General features: G+C 35.5%; 19 protein-coding genes and 1 pseudogene. 8 read left to right on the top strand and 12 right to left on the bottom strand.

The annotated features are described in order from the left end of the window. Positions 1 to 117: 117 nt before the first annotated feature. The 4 genes from BXY58_RS11710 to BXY58_RS11695 all read right to left on the bottom strand — a co-directional run bounded on the left by BXY58_RS11710 (position 118) and on the right by BXY58_RS11695 (position 3,696). Complete coding sequence (locus BXY58_RS11710) at positions 118 to 876, bottom strand: LytR/AlgR family response regulator transcription factor (protein WP_221408301.1); 759 nt, start codon at positions 874 to 876, stop codon at positions 118 to 120. Then, positions 873 to 1,892, bottom strand: coding sequence for a sensor histidine kinase (locus BXY58_RS11705; protein WP_221408300.1), 1,020 nt, complete (start codon positions 1,890 to 1,892; stop codon positions 873 to 875). Before BXY58_RS11705 ends, BXY58_RS11710 begins: the two co-directional genes overlap by 4 nt. Before the next feature lie 188 nt (positions 1,893 to 2,080). Beyond that, positions 2,081 to 2,671 carry a cytochrome b gene (locus BXY58_RS11700; protein WP_221408299.1) on the bottom strand — a complete coding sequence of 197 codons (591 nt, stop codon included), beginning with the start codon at positions 2,669 to 2,671 and terminating at the stop codon, positions 2,081 to 2,083. 2 nt (positions 2,672 to 2,673) lie between these two features. Beyond that, complete coding sequence (locus tag BXY58_RS11695; RefSeq protein ID WP_221408298.1) at positions 2,674 to 3,696, bottom strand: catalase family peroxidase; 1,023 nt, start codon at positions 3,694 to 3,696, stop codon at positions 2,674 to 2,676. Positions 3,697 to 4,661: 965 nt separating this feature from the next. Here BXY58_RS11695 and BXY58_RS11690 point away from each other — a divergent pair. The 3 genes and pseudogenes from BXY58_RS11690 to BXY58_RS11680 all read left to right on the top strand — a co-directional run. Continuing rightward, positions 4,662 to 4,922 (top strand): helix-turn-helix domain-containing protein, encoded by a 261-nt coding sequence (locus tag BXY58_RS11690; RefSeq protein ID WP_120214044.1) that lies wholly within the window; start codon positions 4,662 to 4,664, stop codon positions 4,920 to 4,922. 12 nt (positions 4,923 to 4,934) lie between these two features. After that, on the top strand, positions 4,935 to 5,261 hold the full coding sequence (locus BXY58_RS11685; RefSeq protein WP_221408297.1) for a hypothetical protein: 327 nt from the start codon (positions 4,935 to 4,937) through the stop codon (positions 5,259 to 5,261). Between the two features lie 313 nt (positions 5,262 to 5,574). After that, positions 5,575 to 6,263, top strand: a pseudogene (locus BXY58_RS11680) (DNA polymerase III subunit alpha); the annotation flags it as partial. A 131-nt stretch (positions 6,264 to 6,394) separates the two neighbouring features. Here BXY58_RS11680 and BXY58_RS11675 read toward each other — a convergent pair. The 4 genes from BXY58_RS11675 to BXY58_RS11660 all read right to left on the bottom strand — a co-directional run bounded on the left by BXY58_RS11675 (position 6,395) and on the right by BXY58_RS11660 (position 8,220). Then, a complete protein-coding gene (locus BXY58_RS11675; RefSeq protein WP_120214043.1) occupies positions 6,395 to 6,736 on the bottom strand; it encodes a calcium:cation antiporter in 342 nt (113 codons plus the stop codon). Then, complete coding sequence (locus BXY58_RS11670; protein WP_229728446.1) at positions 6,723 to 6,992, bottom strand: heme oxygenase; 270 nt, start codon at positions 6,990 to 6,992, stop codon at positions 6,723 to 6,725. The genes BXY58_RS11675 and BXY58_RS11670 overlap by 14 nt, the downstream gene beginning before the upstream one ends. A gap of 57 nt (positions 6,993 to 7,049) precedes the next feature. Then, entirely contained in the window at positions 7,050 to 7,208 is a 159-nt protein-coding gene (locus BXY58_RS16950) for a hypothetical protein (protein WP_170144227.1), read from the bottom strand. A 451-nt stretch (positions 7,209 to 7,659) separates the two neighbouring features. Then, positions 7,660 to 8,220, bottom strand: coding sequence for a helix-turn-helix domain-containing protein (locus BXY58_RS11660; RefSeq protein WP_221408296.1), 561 nt, complete (start codon positions 8,218 to 8,220; stop codon positions 7,660 to 7,662). A 166-nt stretch (positions 8,221 to 8,386) separates the two neighbouring features. Here BXY58_RS11660 and BXY58_RS17155 point away from each other — a divergent pair, with 166 nt between their 5' ends. The 5 genes from BXY58_RS17155 (at position 8,387) to BXY58_RS11640 (ending at position 13,501) form a co-directional block, all read left to right on the top strand. Further along, the gene (locus BXY58_RS17155; RefSeq protein WP_262494428.1) at positions 8,387 to 8,518 is read left to right on the top strand and encodes a hypothetical protein; all 132 of its coding nucleotides are present in this window, start codon (positions 8,387 to 8,389) and stop codon (positions 8,516 to 8,518) included. Further along, complete coding sequence (locus BXY58_RS11655) at positions 8,519 to 9,547, top strand: glycoside hydrolase family 130 protein (protein WP_120214040.1); 1,029 nt, start codon at positions 8,519 to 8,521, stop codon at positions 9,545 to 9,547. Between the two features lie 40 nt (positions 9,548 to 9,587). Next, positions 9,588 to 11,855, top strand: coding sequence for a glycosyltransferase (locus BXY58_RS11650; protein ID WP_229728447.1), 2,268 nt, complete (start codon positions 9,588 to 9,590; stop codon positions 11,853 to 11,855). A gap of 569 nt (positions 11,856 to 12,424) precedes the next feature. After that, a complete protein-coding gene (locus BXY58_RS11645; protein WP_120214039.1) occupies positions 12,425 to 12,781 on the top strand; it encodes a response regulator in 357 nt (118 codons plus the stop codon). Between the two features lie 363 nt (positions 12,782 to 13,144). After that, positions 13,145 to 13,501: a response regulator transcription factor gene (locus BXY58_RS11640; RefSeq protein ID WP_120214038.1), complete on the top strand. Its 357-nt coding sequence runs from the start codon at positions 13,145 to 13,147 to the stop codon at positions 13,499 to 13,501. Positions 13,502 to 13,548: 47 nt separating this feature from the next. Here BXY58_RS11640 and BXY58_RS11635 read toward each other — a convergent pair whose 3' ends face one another. The 4 genes from BXY58_RS11635 to BXY58_RS11620 all read right to left on the bottom strand — a co-directional run bounded on the left by BXY58_RS11635 (position 13,549) and on the right by BXY58_RS11620 (position 16,234). Next, positions 13,549 to 14,169 carry a Crp/Fnr family transcriptional regulator gene (locus tag BXY58_RS11635; RefSeq protein WP_120214037.1) on the bottom strand — a complete coding sequence of 207 codons (621 nt, stop codon included), beginning with the start codon at positions 14,167 to 14,169 and terminating at the stop codon, positions 13,549 to 13,551. 67 nt (positions 14,170 to 14,236) lie between these two features. Further along, positions 14,237 to 15,334 (bottom strand): calcium:cation antiporter, encoded by a 1,098-nt coding sequence (locus BXY58_RS11630; protein WP_120214036.1) that lies wholly within the window; start codon positions 15,332 to 15,334, stop codon positions 14,237 to 14,239. Positions 15,335 to 15,458: 124 nt separating this feature from the next. Next, positions 15,459 to 15,917, bottom strand: a complete 459-nt coding sequence (locus tag BXY58_RS11625; RefSeq protein ID WP_120214035.1) for a MaoC family dehydratase — start codon at positions 15,915 to 15,917, stop codon at positions 15,459 to 15,461. 122 nt (positions 15,918 to 16,039) lie between these two features. Further along, positions 16,040 to 16,234: a cold-shock protein gene (locus BXY58_RS11620; RefSeq protein ID WP_027378543.1), complete on the bottom strand. Its 195-nt coding sequence runs from the start codon at positions 16,232 to 16,234 to the stop codon at positions 16,040 to 16,042. Positions 16,235 to 16,665: the final 431 nt, after the last annotated feature.

Here is a 16,665-nt window from a genome sequence, read left to right as displayed (position 1 = left end):
GGAAATATTTTATATACCATACTTTATTTTAACATTTAATTTACAATAAATTAGAATATATTATTAAGCTAAAATCTCAATTGCTATAATATTATTTTCGTAATGACAACCTCTTGATTAGTAACCGATCCAAGATTTAAATTGTGCAGATTTTTCTCGACTTATGATAATTGCTTCATCGCTTTTTTTTAGTTTTACTTTAAGCTTACCCTTAAAATAATTGCTGATCTGTAAAATAGAATTAATGTTTATAATATACTGCCTGTTGGCTCTGAAAAATAATTTGGGATCAAGTTGCTGTTCCAGTTCTTCCAACGTTTCCGGAATTATTTCCTCCTCACCATTAGCCAGCCTGGCTTTCGTCATTTTAAATTCTGAATAAAAGTACATTATATCATCAACGAGTACAGTCTTATAACTATCTCTATATGATATCAGAAAACGATTCCTGTAACCTTGTGGCTTCAGAGAAGTTAAAAGAGTTTCCATTAATGTACGATCAATTTTTACAATCGTCTTTGCTTCGAGTTTTTCTATAGCCATATTCAGTTCATCCTGCTCAATAGGCTTCAAAAGATAAAAAACACTGTTATACCTGAACGCCTTGACTGCATATTCGTCATATGCAGTGGTAAAGATAACGGGGCAAAGGACTTCCGCTTTTTCAAAAATTTCAAAACTTAATCCATCAGACAGCCTGATATCCATCATCACAACATCGGGCTGCTCATTTTCATTAAACCACTCCACACTTTCCGCAACGCTTTCAATAACAGCTACTATCTCTGCATTTGGTCGTACTTTACCAAGCAGACGAACAAGTCTTTCTGCATTGGGAATCTCGTCTTCAATAATTAAAATCCTGCTTGTCATCATAGTTTAAGAAGTGGTATGGTTACTTTGAAACAATTATTGGCTTTACTGATCTCAACCGGCCGTTTTGACAGCAATTGATACCTACGTTTTATATTGGTTAATCCTATACCAAAAGAATCTTGAACCTTTGCAATTGGCAGCATATTATTTTCAACTGTCAATGTTTGCGCATTATCAGTACTGATGCGTACGATCAGTGGTTCTTTTCGGTTCGTTTTATTGTGCTTTAACGCATTTTCGACAAGAAGCTGCAAGGTAAGAGGCGGCATATAAAGATTTTTTGATGACTCATCTGCAGAGATATGAAACTGTACCCCATTAGAGAACCGGTGTTCAATAAGAAATCGGTAAGACTCTAAAAATTTAAGCTCCTGTTCCAGCGTAATAATATCTTTTTTAGCATTTAGAAGAAGGTAACGGTATATACGGGAAAAGTTTTCAGCATATGCATATCCCAGCATCTGATCTTTGAGGATGGTCTCAGACAATACACTCAGATTATTGAATACAAAATGTGAATCTATCTGAAGTTTTAATGACTGTAACTCAGCATCCAATGCTACCTGCTTAAGCTCTGAAGCCTTTAATGCCTCGTTTTTCCAATTTGATATCAGGTAATTGCCAATATGAATTCCTACGATAAATAGTGCAATAATAGTACTAACGACAAGCCACTGGATCATCCCTCTTGCCTCTTCTACGGATCCTCCCGGACCAAATCCAAAAGTCAGAGGTTTTCCATTCATCCTCGATTTGAAAAAGTTAATAATCAGCTGTACTGCCAGGATTACAAAAAGATTCAGAAATATTTCAATCGTAAAACGCTTTCCAGGATAATTGGTCCAGGGAACACTTTGGTTAAACCTGTTGCTGATGAGAATGCTCACTTCTGATACAATAAAGCAAAAAATAAAAGAGGTTGCAAGATCCCGGCTTACTTTCGTCCAATCCCTTTTAAAAAAATTGCCCCAGTAAGGAGAGAACGGATCGATGATGAATGAAATGAGGTACATCATTAAAAAGGCAAAACAAACAATCAATATTCGTTTCCAGCGGTTATTCAAAAATGCATTTTGTTCTTTCTTCATAAAATAGATCTCAATTGTTAAGTCGAATTATATTATTAAAATTCATTATAAATTAAAAAAAGAGAATTTAAATATACAAAGACTTTTACACCGATAGCATTTTGCCCTTCTTAAGTTTATTGGTCAGAACAGATTTCCTCAGATTTATCAGTTAGCTTTTTTTGCCCTATCATTGATTGCAGAATGTTGTCTCTGTAAATAAACCCGTGAATCAAGGCCGCAGAAAGATGCCCGACTATCATAAAGAAAAACGCCCAAGCCATTATCCGGTGTGAATCGTGCAACAAGGCATAAGAAGTTGGGTTTTGTTCTAATATCGCGGGAAGATGGAAACCCGGGTAAAGCCTCACCGGGAAGCCACCGGCTGACAGCTGTGTCCAGCCGGAAAGAGGCAGTGCAAACATCAGCGCATAAAATACCCAATGCAGTATCGTAGCCATATATTTCTGCCAGCCCGGCATTTCACCGGGAAGCTTTGGAACGGGTCTGGTCAGGCGGTTGATCAAACGGACAATTACCAGCAGCAGTACAGCTACTCCCAACGGTATATGCAAATCCAGCAGCCAAGGCCTTAATGTTAATGATGTCATCATTCCTACTCCCACGAATAACATTGTTAATATCATTGCGGCCATCAGCCAATGTAGGATTCGCGCCGTAATATTAAAAGATGAAGGAGGCATCTGAGTCAGCTTTTTATTATTCATCGTTATTTGTTTTGAGAGTTGTCTTTTTTAGGTTTTCCTACAGCATCGGTCGCTTTGCCATAACCGATTTCTCTTACCCTGTCATTGTACGAATGAGAATATATACCTGCCCTTGCTGCTAAAACAGGATCATCAGACAACGCAATTCCCTTCGGCACAAGCGTTGGATCAAAGTTGATATCCCTGCACCCACCTTCTGCCTGATCAAAAACACGGTTAACTTCCAAAGTCCCTGCAATGATTTGTTTACGGTTTGCAGGCCATTGTTGGGAGGGGTCGTTGACAGGGTCTCCGGGTTCAGCGATAGTCAATACCAGATCCCAATAAAGAGGAGCTTTTTCCAGTCGCTTTTTCAATTCATCAAATAAATAGTTTGGGCCAGCCTTTTTTCGTTCTTCTGCGCTCATCGAAACAAAGGAAGCGTGCGGACGCATTGACCAACGAACAGGATGTTCTTTTCCGTTGGAATCTATTAAAAGAAATGCATTGATAACATAATATTCCGAGCCTGCAAAACTTTTAGTCCAGGGTGCCTTGGCATCATATTCCATAGACTTTTTTGCTTCAGGGTATTCTTTAAGAAAAGCTGCAACCTTTTCAGGATTAGGTTTTCCTGTTGTAGGATCGGGCTTAAAAGCTTCAATTTGTTTTAGAAATCCTACGGCATCCCGAGTGCCAAAAAAAGGTTTATTATTCAATTTCATTCGCCACTGTTCGCCATCAGCAGATGTCAGCATCAAAGCCATACTTACTGTACGGCTGGAATTATCCGGCGCGTGCGGATTGCCGGTACCTAAAGAAAATCGACCCACTGCAGGAACATCTTTCTGTCCAAATACCTGTGCTATAGATAATGGCACAGCATTTCCAGAAGCGTGAAAAGTGCCTTCAAAGCAAATACCTTTGCCGTGAGCCCGACGGTATCCTGCCGGAAATGAATCCGGTGTATTCTCTAAAAATGTTCTGGTCGTATTACGTTGCCCGATAAGACCTGCAGACCACGCAAAGGCTGAAACTAGCAGCAATGCAGTAAGGGCAATACCTGCTAATCTGATTCCCGTTTTACGTTTTTTGGAATCAGCTGGAAAAAAATATTTTTTCATAATATTCTGGTTCAATTATTTATATTTATTAATACAAAGAAATGAACGAGAAGCCGACAACTGGCTTTTATCTTTACCGAAACGGAATAATTGGCTACTGAAATGGACTTTGAAATAACTGAAATTTACTACTATTTCAATCCTGATTGTGCTAAAGCTTTACGAAACTATCAATTTTGTTTAAAAAAATTATGCTCAAAGGCTATGAAATAAATATATTGAGATTCTCCATTTAGCATTTTCATTGGTCAAATCATCAACGAAAAAGTATAATCGTTGTGCTAAAACTTTAATCCCTTATAATCCCATGCAATGTTTTTTTTATTGCTTTATAGATAAAGTACCAAACCGAATTTGCCCAGCTAAAAAACAGATATTTTTTAGCTTCAATTTTAATGAATGTAAATTAAACAACATTTAATACATTCAAAATATTATCAATATCTAATATTAATTGGTTTGAATATAGTCCTGTGATGTTCACAAGACAGGATTAGCCATTCATTTCTACATGTATATAATATACAATTTAACTTTCATTCTTCTTTTACTCTGTAGTTACACTACCAAGTTATTTATTATTTGGAATCCTGACTATTTTATGATTTAACAGTTACTCATAATATTAAACTTGATTATTTAAAATAAATAAGATATTTAACCACAAGATTATCAGCTGATATATTTTACTTTCGGTTGAAGAACCATGGATTATTGTTTTCATTTAGTTTCTTATTTTGTCCATTTTAATCTCGTATAGTTGACATTTGTTTAATTATAATGGCTACTACTATTATTTGATCGACAATTATTGAAAGCTATTGATTTATAGATATTAAATATTGAATTTTACACTAAAGTTTTATAGAAATAAATTATAGCGGGCTATGATAGTAAACATTATCACAAAAGAAGATCTTCAAGAATTCAAAGACGAGCTACTAAAGGATATTAAAAATTTGTTCAATGTTAAGATTTCTGAGCAAAAACTGTGGTTACGTTCCTCCGAAGTTAAAGAACTCCTAAATATTTCTTCTGGCACGTTGCAAAATTTGCGCAACGAGGGAACTATAACGTACACTCGTATAGGAGGAACGTTGTATTATAATTACAAAGACATTGAAAAAATGCTAAATGGCAATAAATAATTAAAATAAAAAATGAAGTACATAAAACATCTTACCGGTTTCTATGAAAAGGTAGCCTGTGATTCGACGCTTAAACCCACACATATGAGTATTTATCTAGCATTATTCCAGTTCTGGAATTTTAATCGGTTCCGAAATCCTATCAGTATTTCTCGGGAAGAAGTGATGCGGATTAGTAAAATCAATTCGAAAGCAACTTACCATAAATGCCTTAAGAACTTGCACGCGTCTGGTTATATTAATTATCAACCGTCATACAATCCTTTTGTAGGAAGCCAAGTTATAATGTTGGATTTATCATTAGATTTACGGAAATTGAAGCACGCACGTTCTAATTAAGTTGTTCATCATCTCTATTTAAAACTATGGTAAATCTTTTAAAAAGCTTGTCAACTGATTATTAATTTTTCAGCTGAAGGTTTAAGCCAAAAAAAACATCGCTTCAAGTAGAAGCCAAATTCTAAAACCTGTACAATTTTTAGCCTTTTTACTTGCAAACCTGATCAGATTTTTTTTACCTTTACTACGTAAAATTTAAATTAGGATTTTACCACTTTTTTGCCAATGTCCTATTTGAGGCCATTCACAGAGATGCCACAGCGTAAATCTTATCTATAAAGCGATGAGAAAAGGGTACAAAATCCCTCACTCGGAGGTCTATCGACAGATCGAATCTTTCGCCAGCTATTCTTTTTTGTAAAGCCCGTTCTCCTTCTTATGCAGTGGAAAGCTATCAGAGTCTTTATTTAAAAGCGTACTACCTATTGGGTTTATGGTCTCGGCCATTAATAATGGCGGTGGCTTTTACAGAACGGAAGTCTATGTCCATGAAGCCAAAATGGCTAGTGCTAAAATTCATAATCCTTGTGTTAATCTCAGCGAATTCCAGACAACCGTATATGGAACAGATGTTTATTTAGGCTTTATCTATAGTTAACGCTTTTGAAACACCGCAAGAAATGCTAGCCTAACTGATCTCGAGAAAGTAAGTTCCTATTAAAAATAAATATGGACATCGAGACGATATGTATTTTGGGACATAGATTGATGCTGAGGGACAGTATTTTGACACCGCACATTTTCCAGACAGTCTGAAAAAGTTTCATTTTAAGGAAGGTAGTATTTATCTTTTATTAGGAACCGTTGAAGTGTATTATCATTTTCCAACGGTGACCATTACAAGAATGGCCAAAATGCCACTTATTGCTGATCCCCGGTATTCGATGGACAAGGAAAATCTAAAGAGACGGAACAGGGTCTTCGTGAAGATGTAAGCAAACATCACGTGATCCTTATCCTTTGGAATATGAGATTGGGTTGCCAAGAAAAAAATTAATCTGAAACTAAAAGTTAATAACTGATATTCTTAGCGGAATCTACTTGTGTTACAGAGCAGTTCAGTGGTGGAGACGTATATTCTCTTTCACTGTGACTTGTCGTGTAAATTGGAAGAATAAGTATAAATGCAACAATCACAACAGTGTATCATTGCGGTACTTACATCCTGCTAAATAAAATCTGTTGTTTATAAAACGGATTGATCCAACGGCATTACAAGCACCTATAATCCCTGTAAGAATAATCATTATAGCTGCGAAAAACATATCTCTTGCAAGGCTGATTGTTTCAAGAGAAACTTCACTTACACGATAAGCAATGGTTTCCGAATGATAAATCGCCGCTAAAACAGCTCCTATAAGCAAAAATGTAAGGATTAAAGAATATAAATACCCCATTAGTGAATAATGTAGCAAATAGGCTACCCAAGCCAATATGGGAATTGAACTTTGGTTGGTAAAGTCAGATAACATCATAGTCGTTCAAAGTTGTTACAAAATGATAATCAATAAAACTTTTAGAAGCCTTGCATAATTCCAACAATTCTTCATTGCTATGGTATTCAAAATTAAAATCGTCTGGAACATCAATTGTATATTCCGTTAATATTTCTGTATCCAGAAGATCAATTGCCATCAGATCATTAAGTGAACTAAGCAGACTTTTTTCTTTCAGAAGAGGCATTTTCTGCGTGATATAGTTTTTAAATTTATATAATCTAATTGTTTTCATTTTTTTATTTTTTACTTTTTCGAAAGTAATGAGCTGCATTCTAATAGAGGAAAGATATTACTTAAAGTCTTTCATTGTAATATTTTTCTCGTTCGGTGACATAAATAATGGAGTCTCATTTAGTAGAAAATACAATTCGGGATATAAAGACTGGATTTTAGCCGTTACATTGAAGATCTGTCCGGTAAGATTCTGCAAATTATCAATTGATTTCATATCTTTCTATTTAAACGAAACATAATATTAGAATAAAAAAAGGACAGGGACTAAAAGTACCCGTCCTCCTTTGTATTAAAAACCCCTTTAAACATATTAAGCTGTTTACTGGAATTATAATAAGCTCATTATGAAAGTTGAGTGTTACTAAGAATCTTAATAACCTCTTCACGGCTTTTGCTTAGTTTATTTTGTAATCTTCCTAAGAATTCATTTTCTTTTCCTTTTTCAAGCACCAAATCTGAATCTTTAAGTTGTGAAAACTTTTCTTTTAACTATTTTGATTGTTCTTTCCAATCTCCTGTAATTTTAAATGTCTCATGAGCTTTATTGTGATTTGTATTCATAATTCGAATTTTTGTGTAACAGAATTATTACAATCCAAAGGTGATTTATTTTAATCTTATCTCGCTACACATTTCAATAATAAATTTACATATATCACACTTTTTTATAAGTCTTCTAAATTTTTCAACCGTTTTTGCTTCAGTTGCTTGTAGAAAGAAGGAGAAAGTCCTGTTATTTTTTTAAACTGGTTGGAAAGATGCGCAACACTGCTATAATTGAGTTTATAAGAGATTTCAGTAAGATTGAGTTCATCATACAAAAGGAGCTCTTTTACCCTTTCCACTTTATTGATAATGATAAAATGCTGTAAAGTCATTCCTTTCACTTCAGAAAATGTATTGGCAAGGTAAGTGTAATCGTAGCCAAGCTTTTCACTGATGTAATCTGAGAAATTTTCTTTAGGAAGAGATTCGGAATAATGGATCATTTCTGTGACTGCATTTTTTATTTTTTCGATCAGAATGCTTTTTTTATCATCCAATAACTCAAGTCCGGTTTTGAGGAGATTTTCTTTTAACAATTGTCGATGTTCATCCATAATATCATCCAATATTTCTACAAGTCCTAAATCTACTACGGCATTTCTGATATTCAGTTTTTCAAGCTCCTGATGAACCACCATTTTGCAGCGCAGGCTTACCATATATTTTATATATAACTTCATAATCCTTACCGTATTTCGAGTTTGTCAATCCATATGTTGACAGCCACCCTTTCAAAGTTAGTCCTTTAAATTTTAATACCTATGATTTATGTAACAAATTGAAAGACTATTACAAACCTTTCTTTTATTAATAGATGACCTTTACATACAATAAAAATATTTTAAAATGGCAAAAGAAAAGGATACAAAGAAAAAAACAGATAAAACACCTGCTGCCAAATCACTAAAAGAGAAGCGGGAAGACAAACAAAACAAAAGGAAAGATAAAGAAAATGAAAGTCGCAACGCAACAACCTAAATGGTAGAAATAAAAAAAGAAGGAATTATACTCCGAAAAACCGACTTAAATTTTGAAAACGAAGGAGTTCTGAATCCTGCTGTTATTAAGGAAAATGGCAAAATACATTTATTTTACCGCGCTGTTGCTAAAGGTAATTTTTCAACTGTCGGTCATTGTATATTATTAGATCCGCTTACGGTAGAAAAACGGTCAGATTCACCCATCATTATTCCTGAATCTGAATACGAAAAACACGGTGTAGAAGATCCTCGAATTGTAAAAATAGATGATTTATTTTATCTTACTTACACCAGTTATGACGGCATTAATGCTTTAGGAACCTTAAAGATCTCAAAAGATCTCAAATCCTGGAAAAATAAGGAAATTATTGTTCCAAAAATTTCTTATGAAGAGTTTAAGCTTTTATCAGAATCAGAGGATTTAATCCCAGATAAATATAGAAGATACAACGAATTTCAAACCAATCATCCTCACAGCGATCCTGTTTTTTTGTGGGATAAAAATCTGATTTTTTTCCCAAGAAAAATAAACGATAAATTTTATTTCCTTCACAGAATAAGGCCTGAAATTCAGATTGTCAGCATAAAAAATATTGAAGACTTGAATTCTGATTTCTGGCAGGATTACTTTTCACATTTTAAAGACCATGTTCTTTTATCTCCAAAATACGATCACGAATCAAGTTATATCGGAGGTGGATGTCCGCCAATAGAAACAGAATACGGCTGGTTGATGATTTATCACGGTGTTTATGACACCATTAACGGTTATGTTTACAACGCTTGTGCAGCTTTACTGAACCTTGAAAATCCGGAAAAAGAAATTTCCAGACTTCCTTATCCGCTTTTCAAACCCGAAAAAGAATGGGAACTCAAGGGTGAGGTTAACAATGTATGTTTCCCGACAGGAACCATTATAGAAAATGACTCACTCTATATTTATTATGGGGCTGCAGACGAAAGGATAGCTGTTGCATCACTCAGTATTTCAAAATTATTAAAAGAACTGATGATGTTTGCGGTTTAAAGATAATCATCAGATTATCAAATTTGAAAATGAAAATAAAATGAATAAAAATATTAATTCAGACGTGGAGGACAAAGCAATTAGACAATCTTATAATGGTATAAAACACAAAACCTACGATAAAAAAGAGATTGTCTTTGTAAGTACTTTTCCTCCAAAGGTATGCGGAATCGCCACTTATACCCAAGATCTCATAAAATCTCTTCAGGCAAAGTTCGGAGAATCTTTCAAATTAACCATTTGTCCGATGGAAACAGAAGAGGAAAATTATGAATATCAAGAATTTACCGAGTATAAATTAAATATCTCGGACGCCGTTTCCTACTTGGAATTAGCCGCAAAAATCAACAAAAATGATGCTATTGAGTTAGTGATGCTTCAGCACGAATTCGGATTTTTTAATGAAACCCAAAATGGTTTGTTACTTTTTCTCAAGAACTTAAAAAAAGATATTATCATCACCTTTCACACTGTTTTGCCAAACCCTGATAAAGAGCTGAAGGAAAAAGTGAAAGAAATCGCAGATTATGCAAAATCTATTATCGTAATGACAAGTATTTCAGCGGACATTCTTTTGAACACTTATGACATTTATCCTGATAAAATTACGGTAATCCCTCACGGAACACACCTTTTGCCCTTCGTAGACAAAATTACTTTGAAAGAAAAGTATCATCTTAAAAATAAAAAAGTTCTTTCCACTTTCGGATTATTAGGTTCCGGAAAAAATATTGAAACGACAATGAAAGCCTTACCGGAAATCATTTCTAAAAATCCTGATGTTATTTTTTTAATTTTAGGCAAAACACATCCTGCATTAGTAAGGCATGAAGGCGAAAAATATCGTGACTTTTTGGAAGACCTTACCTGTACCCTTCATCTGGAAAACAACATCCGCTTTATCAATGATTATCTTCCACTCCCGGAATTACTAGAATATCTTCAGCTTACCGATGTTTATCTTTTCACTTCAAAAGACAGAAACCAGGCAGTAAGCGGTACATTTTCCTATGCAATCAGCAGCGGATGTGCCATTGTTTCTACTCCAATTCCACATGCTTTGGAAGTTTTAAAGGAAGATACAGGAATTATTATCGATTTTGAATCTCCGGAGCAGTTGGCTGTTGCGGTAAACACATTATTAGAAAATGAAAGCAAACGAGAGGAGCTACGTCAGAAATCATTGGAAAAAATGGCTCCGACAGCGTGGGAAAATTCATCTATCTTACACGCTTTGTTATTTCAGAAACTAAGAAATAATAAAACAGAACTTAGTTATACTCTGCCGGAAATCAATCTTGGGCATATTCAAAATATGACAACCGATTTTGGGATGATTCAGTTTTCAAAGATAAGCAAACCGGATATCAATTCAGGATATACGCTGGATGATAATTCACGGGCGATGATCGCTATTTGCATGCATTTTCAAAGCAGTAGAAACAAAGCAGATTTGCAATTGATTTTAATTTATTTAAACTTTATTAAATTTTGCCAGCATAAAGACGGGAGTTTCCTGAACTATGTAAATGAACAAAAACAATTCACTAATCAAAACTATGAAACTAATCTGGATGACTCCAATGGAAGAGCAATCTGGGCTTTAGGTTATTTGATTTCATTAAAAGAAATTTTGCCACAGGAATTGTCTGAGAATGCGGAAAAAATCATTCAGAAAAATCTTGTCTGGGCAGAAAAAATTCATTCTACAAGAGCAATGGCTTTTATTATTAAAGGATTGTATTATCAAAACTCAGAAAACAACCTTCCTTTATTAAAAGAACTAGCAAATCGTCTGGTGAAAATGTATCAACATGAAGCAAAAGACGATTGGCATTGGTTTGAGAATTATCTGACCTACGGAAACAGCGTATTGCCGGAAGCTTTACTGTGTGCGTGGATTTCTACTAAGGATGAACTTTACAAGCATATTGCTGAAGAGTCTTTCCAGTTTTTAATGTCTAAAATTATGATTGATGACAGCATAAATGTGATTTCCAATAAAGGCTGGCTGCAAAAAGAAAATACTGAAAATGTATCACCAGCCATTGGTGGAGAGCAACCTATTGATGTTGCCTACACCGTTCTGGCTTTATCTTCATTTTATAAAACTTTTAAAGATGAAAAGTATCTGCAAATGATGAAGAATTCCTTTAACTGGTTTTTGGGAAAAAATCATTTGAATCAAATTATTTACAATCCTGCTACAGGTGGCTGTTACGACGGGCTCGAAGAAAAAAACGTAAACCTAAACCAAGGTGCAGAATCCACCATCAGTTATGTGATGGCAAGACTTTGTTTTGATTAATTAGAGATATCAATTTTTTAGGTTGACAGAAACTTCAACTATAAAAAATACTTGATAAAGATGATCTTTGGAATTCCTGTTTAATTTGATTCAATCGAACCAAATCATCTATAAAAGTGTTTGAAGATATGCTCGTCAAAGTCACAAAAAGCCAAACGGCGCCATTTAAGACAAGTAGTGCAATTTTTCTCTTTGTAATTAAATTTAAATCTGATTCCCAAATTCATACTATCAAAGTTACTACTTAAAAATACTCCATTTGTATATTTTTATATAACTTTCATATAAAACAATATAATCAAGATTGGTTTAACGAATATAGCTCATTTTATCGCAAATTTTTGCGCATCCAAGTTACATCATTAAGTATAGTACATAAATTCCAAGATTGAACAGTTATTTTAACATTATCTGAAGACAACGTGAATATTAAATACTTAATTAATTAAGTAGTTAAATAAACCTAATAAATTAATACTGGCATTTCACTTCTATAGTGTGACGGACATATTTAAGGACGCTGATTTAGATCATTTTTTTTCATATATTTACGTAAAAATTAGTGACTTATGGAGAAAAAAGTGGTGCTTATCCAGGATGATGAACAGATATTGGAAATTATGGATCACATCTTGAGCAATGAAGGATATGATGTAACACCATCATTAAACACCGATCCCATTGATAAGATTGACGATATCAATCCTGATGTTGTTATTGTTGATGAATTTATCAAAGGAGATAAAAGAGGAACAGAGGTGATTGAGGAATTAAAGTCAGATCCTACCACTGAAGACTTATCAGCTGTACTAACTTCCACCTCGCCCGAATTAGCTAAAAAAGCAGAACAATGCAAAGCTGATGACTATATTGAAAAACCTTTTGACATTGATCACCTGGTGGATGTCGTTAAAAAAAATACCTAAAACTCAAGGTGCTTGTTGATCTAGCTTTACTGCTGAAAGATTATATTTCAAGCTTCAGGCATATTAACATGGTTAGAAAATTAGCAAGATTGAGCAGTAATCATGCTTTGATGTCAATAGATATTAATTAGAGTAATCCATCACAAAAGATCTGTTGACTTAACGTAAGCATTATAATTCTTACATAATATTATCTTTAAACAAAGACGTTAAAAACGCTACGTAAAATTCCTTTCATTTCCACCGTTACTAAAATTATATATAAAATAAATATTTGTCGCATAGTATTTGCATAACCCATTCCGCAGCATGCCATTTTTATCTGGCTCATATAAATAGTCCGTTGCGTAAAGTTCCAAAATTATGAAGACAATATTTATATTAGAAGATGAGGATAGCATCCGCGACCTACTGAATGTCTTTTTCAGTATTGAGGGTTACAATATCATAGAAGCTGCAGCTATAAGCGATTTCAACAGATTGTATTCAACCGATAGGGTAGATCTTTTTATTTTGGATGTCAGGCTTCCTGACGGGTCCGGCATCGATGTGTGCAATACTCTAAAAAGTAATCCTATTGAGGCTCCTGTTCTTATGATGAGTGCACATGCAAAAACGTTCGAAATTGAGAAGAAATGTCAACCTGATGCATTTATTTCCAAACCTTTTGATCTGGATGATCTTTTGGCCCGGGTTCATAGTTTCATAGGACCTGCTTAATCTTTAAATAATACCAGTCGTCAGAATAGATCGTTTTTACGGTCTGCTCAGAAGAGTATTCGAGCATTCAGTATTTTAACAGATCCATGTTCCTTCATCTTTTTCAGAGTGTCAATGCATATTTCCAAACTGATTCCGGATATCTCAGCGATTTCATGAACATTCAAATTGATTTCAAAGGAAAAAATTTCCTGATCTGTCTCTTCATATTTAAGAAACTGAAAGAGCTCTGTGATTCTGTCCGAGGGGCTTTTATTGAACTCTTTGCGATTTCTTTCCATTTGAATATACATCAGCTCGGAAATATACTTCATGATATGCCTCAGCATTCCTTCCTCAGACATTATCATCGACAGAAAGTCATCTTTCGGCATCATCAGGACCGTGCAGTCTGTAATGGCCACCATGTCAAAAGGAAGTGGTAATCCAGCCAATATGAGGTAATTGGCATCACCACTACCTAAGATCTGACAGGTGATTCGATGACCTTCCTGGTCCTCCCTGACAAACTTGGCCAGACCACTGACAATCTGGAAATGATACTCCAACTCACTTCCTTTATTAAAAAGAAAGGTATCTCTGTTAAATATTCTGAGCACGGCGCCGTGCGATCGCAAACATTTCTCGTCAATCATACTATTATATTTACTGTTGATGAATGTAGACATTATCCCATCTTTATTTTATGATCTGCAGCATAAGAATCTTTTTTGGCGACCAGCTTTTAAAATAGAATTACGGGACGATCGTAACAAAAAGGTAGATCAAAAATATACCGAGAAGCACAAATCCCTGCATGATATTGGTCTTTCCGGTGGCCAGTGAAATGGTGATGATGAATAACGATAATCCCAGCAAAACGGTTGATTTGATGTCGATTCCCAATGTCATCCGGATCCCGCTGATCACCGATATGACCGCAATGGCGGGAATGCTCAGTCCGATACTCGCCAAAGCAGAACCGAATGCCAGGTTCAGCGAGGTCTGTATCCGGTCATTTCTGGCTGCCCTGATTGCTGCAAGCGCTTCCGGGAGCAACACCACTCCCGCAATTATAACCCCAACTGCGGATTTTGGAGCACCAACGGCCACCACCAGATATTCAACATCCTTCGAGAGAAGCTTAGCCATCAGAACAACCACCCCCAGGCTGACGATCAACATGAAACTGCTGATATACATCGTCTTTCCGGAAACTTTGATCTTAGCCTTATATTCCACAGTTTTTTCCTTCGCTTTGTCACTTGGCGATATAAAAAAACTGCGGTGCCTGATCGTCTGCACCATCGTAAATCCGAGATACAATGCCAGACATAGCAATGCTATAAATAAAAGCTGAAAAGAGGTATACTCGCCTCCTCCATGACTTACCGTGTAATTAGGCAAAATCAGAACGAACACGACCACCGCTGTAAGAGTGATCAGAGCCGTGCTTACACCTTTCAGAGTAAAGGTCTGCTCCCTGTATCTTATTGATCCGATAACAATACAGATACCGATAATTCCGTTGAGAATCAGCATTACTGCCGCAAAAACAGTATCCCTTGCCAGGGTAATGGTCTCCAGCCCTTCTGCTCCCAGCATAATGGAAATGATCAGTCCCACCTCAATGACCGTAATAGCAAACGCAAGAAGAAGAGTACCAAACGGTTCACCGAGCCGATGTGCAAGTACTTCGGAGTGATAGACTGCCGTGAGAACGCTTCCCAGTAACAATGCCGTTAGCAGGATCGAATAATAGCCTGATGAAAAAATGAAGCTCCCAAAGTAGAAGAGCCAAGATAAAACCGGCACAACAATCGTCCAATACCGTAAATATTTGTGTTGATTCATAAAGAAGAATGCAATTTAATTATGTGTATAGTACTACAGTTCGCTATCATACTAATAAGATAAATGATCAATACTCTGATAAAACTTTTATCTAAAGAGTTCTAATACAAAGACCTGAGAGTTTCTATCTGAATTGATAAAGAAACACCACATTGCCGGTGTAGGCAGGTTTCGATTCATCTTTAATGACGAGTCTTGCACCGACAATAACCTTGACCATTCCCCGGAGGTCATTCACCGATCTGACAGTTGCCTGCAAAGAGACTTCGGAATTGACCTTTACAGGCATACCGAATCTCAGGTCTTCAATCCCGTAATTGATTTCGAGGCTTACATTCTGTACTAACGCGATCTGCTTCCACAAATAAGGGATCAGCGCAAGCGTAAGATATCCGTGAGCTATTGTTGATCCATAAGGACTTTCATTAGATGCCCTGTCGTTATCCACATGGATCCACTGGTGATCCAGGGTGGCATCTGCAAACAGATCGATCTGCTTTTGGTCAATCGTATGCCAGGGCGAACTGCCTACTATGACGCCCTCCAATGACTTATATTCTTCGTAATTATTGATGATACGCATATATTTTCTGATTTAATAGTTCAATGGCAGCAGTATGATTTCCGTAAAAAGATAAATAGCCTCTCGCAATATGCGGGAGGCCAGTAATACAATTAATATAATAAGTTACTATATCGATCAGATTATGCCAGTTTAACGTTGATAGCGCTTAAACCTCTATCTCCCTTCTGTACGTTGAAAACAACCTCGTCGTTCTCACGGATGCCTCTTGACTCAAGTCCTGAAGTATGTACAAAGATATCTGCGCCACCTTCTGATGGTGCGATGAAACCGAAGCCTTTCGCTTCGTTGAAAAATTTTACGGTGCCTTTTTGCATTGTAATAAAATTAAAAATTAATATAATGGGATCTGTACACTTTACAGATTTCATTTTTGTTATAAATGTTGATAAGAGGGGAAACTTTCGCTTCGACTAATCATGCTTTGCGTGGCTTTTGATACTAAGTGTAAGATATTTAAACATCTATACCGGCAATATTGTTCATTTTTTAGGATCAAAGGAATCGTGATTCGCAATATCATTAAAAAATCGGATCTATAAACGGGGGAACTGTAGAAGCAAGACCGATCGGTGTCATTGGACCGGTTAAGCGAAGGCAGGAACCTTTCTTTATGAATACTTTGCAAATGTAGATCAATATTGCTTAAAATTAAAAAATATAAATAGTTGATTATCATTATTTTATTCGTACATTACGTGCACATAAGAATTATTTGCACAGTGCGGATGATCAAAAATTCCGTAAA

Source organism: Epilithonimonas arachidiradicis, from assembly GCF_003610695.1.
GTDB lineage: Bacteria > Bacteroidota > Bacteroidia > Flavobacteriales > Weeksellaceae > Epilithonimonas > Epilithonimonas arachidiradicis.
The sequence above is the reverse complement of the archived record's forward strand: the minus strand, read 5'-3'. Positions and strand labels throughout refer to the sequence as shown.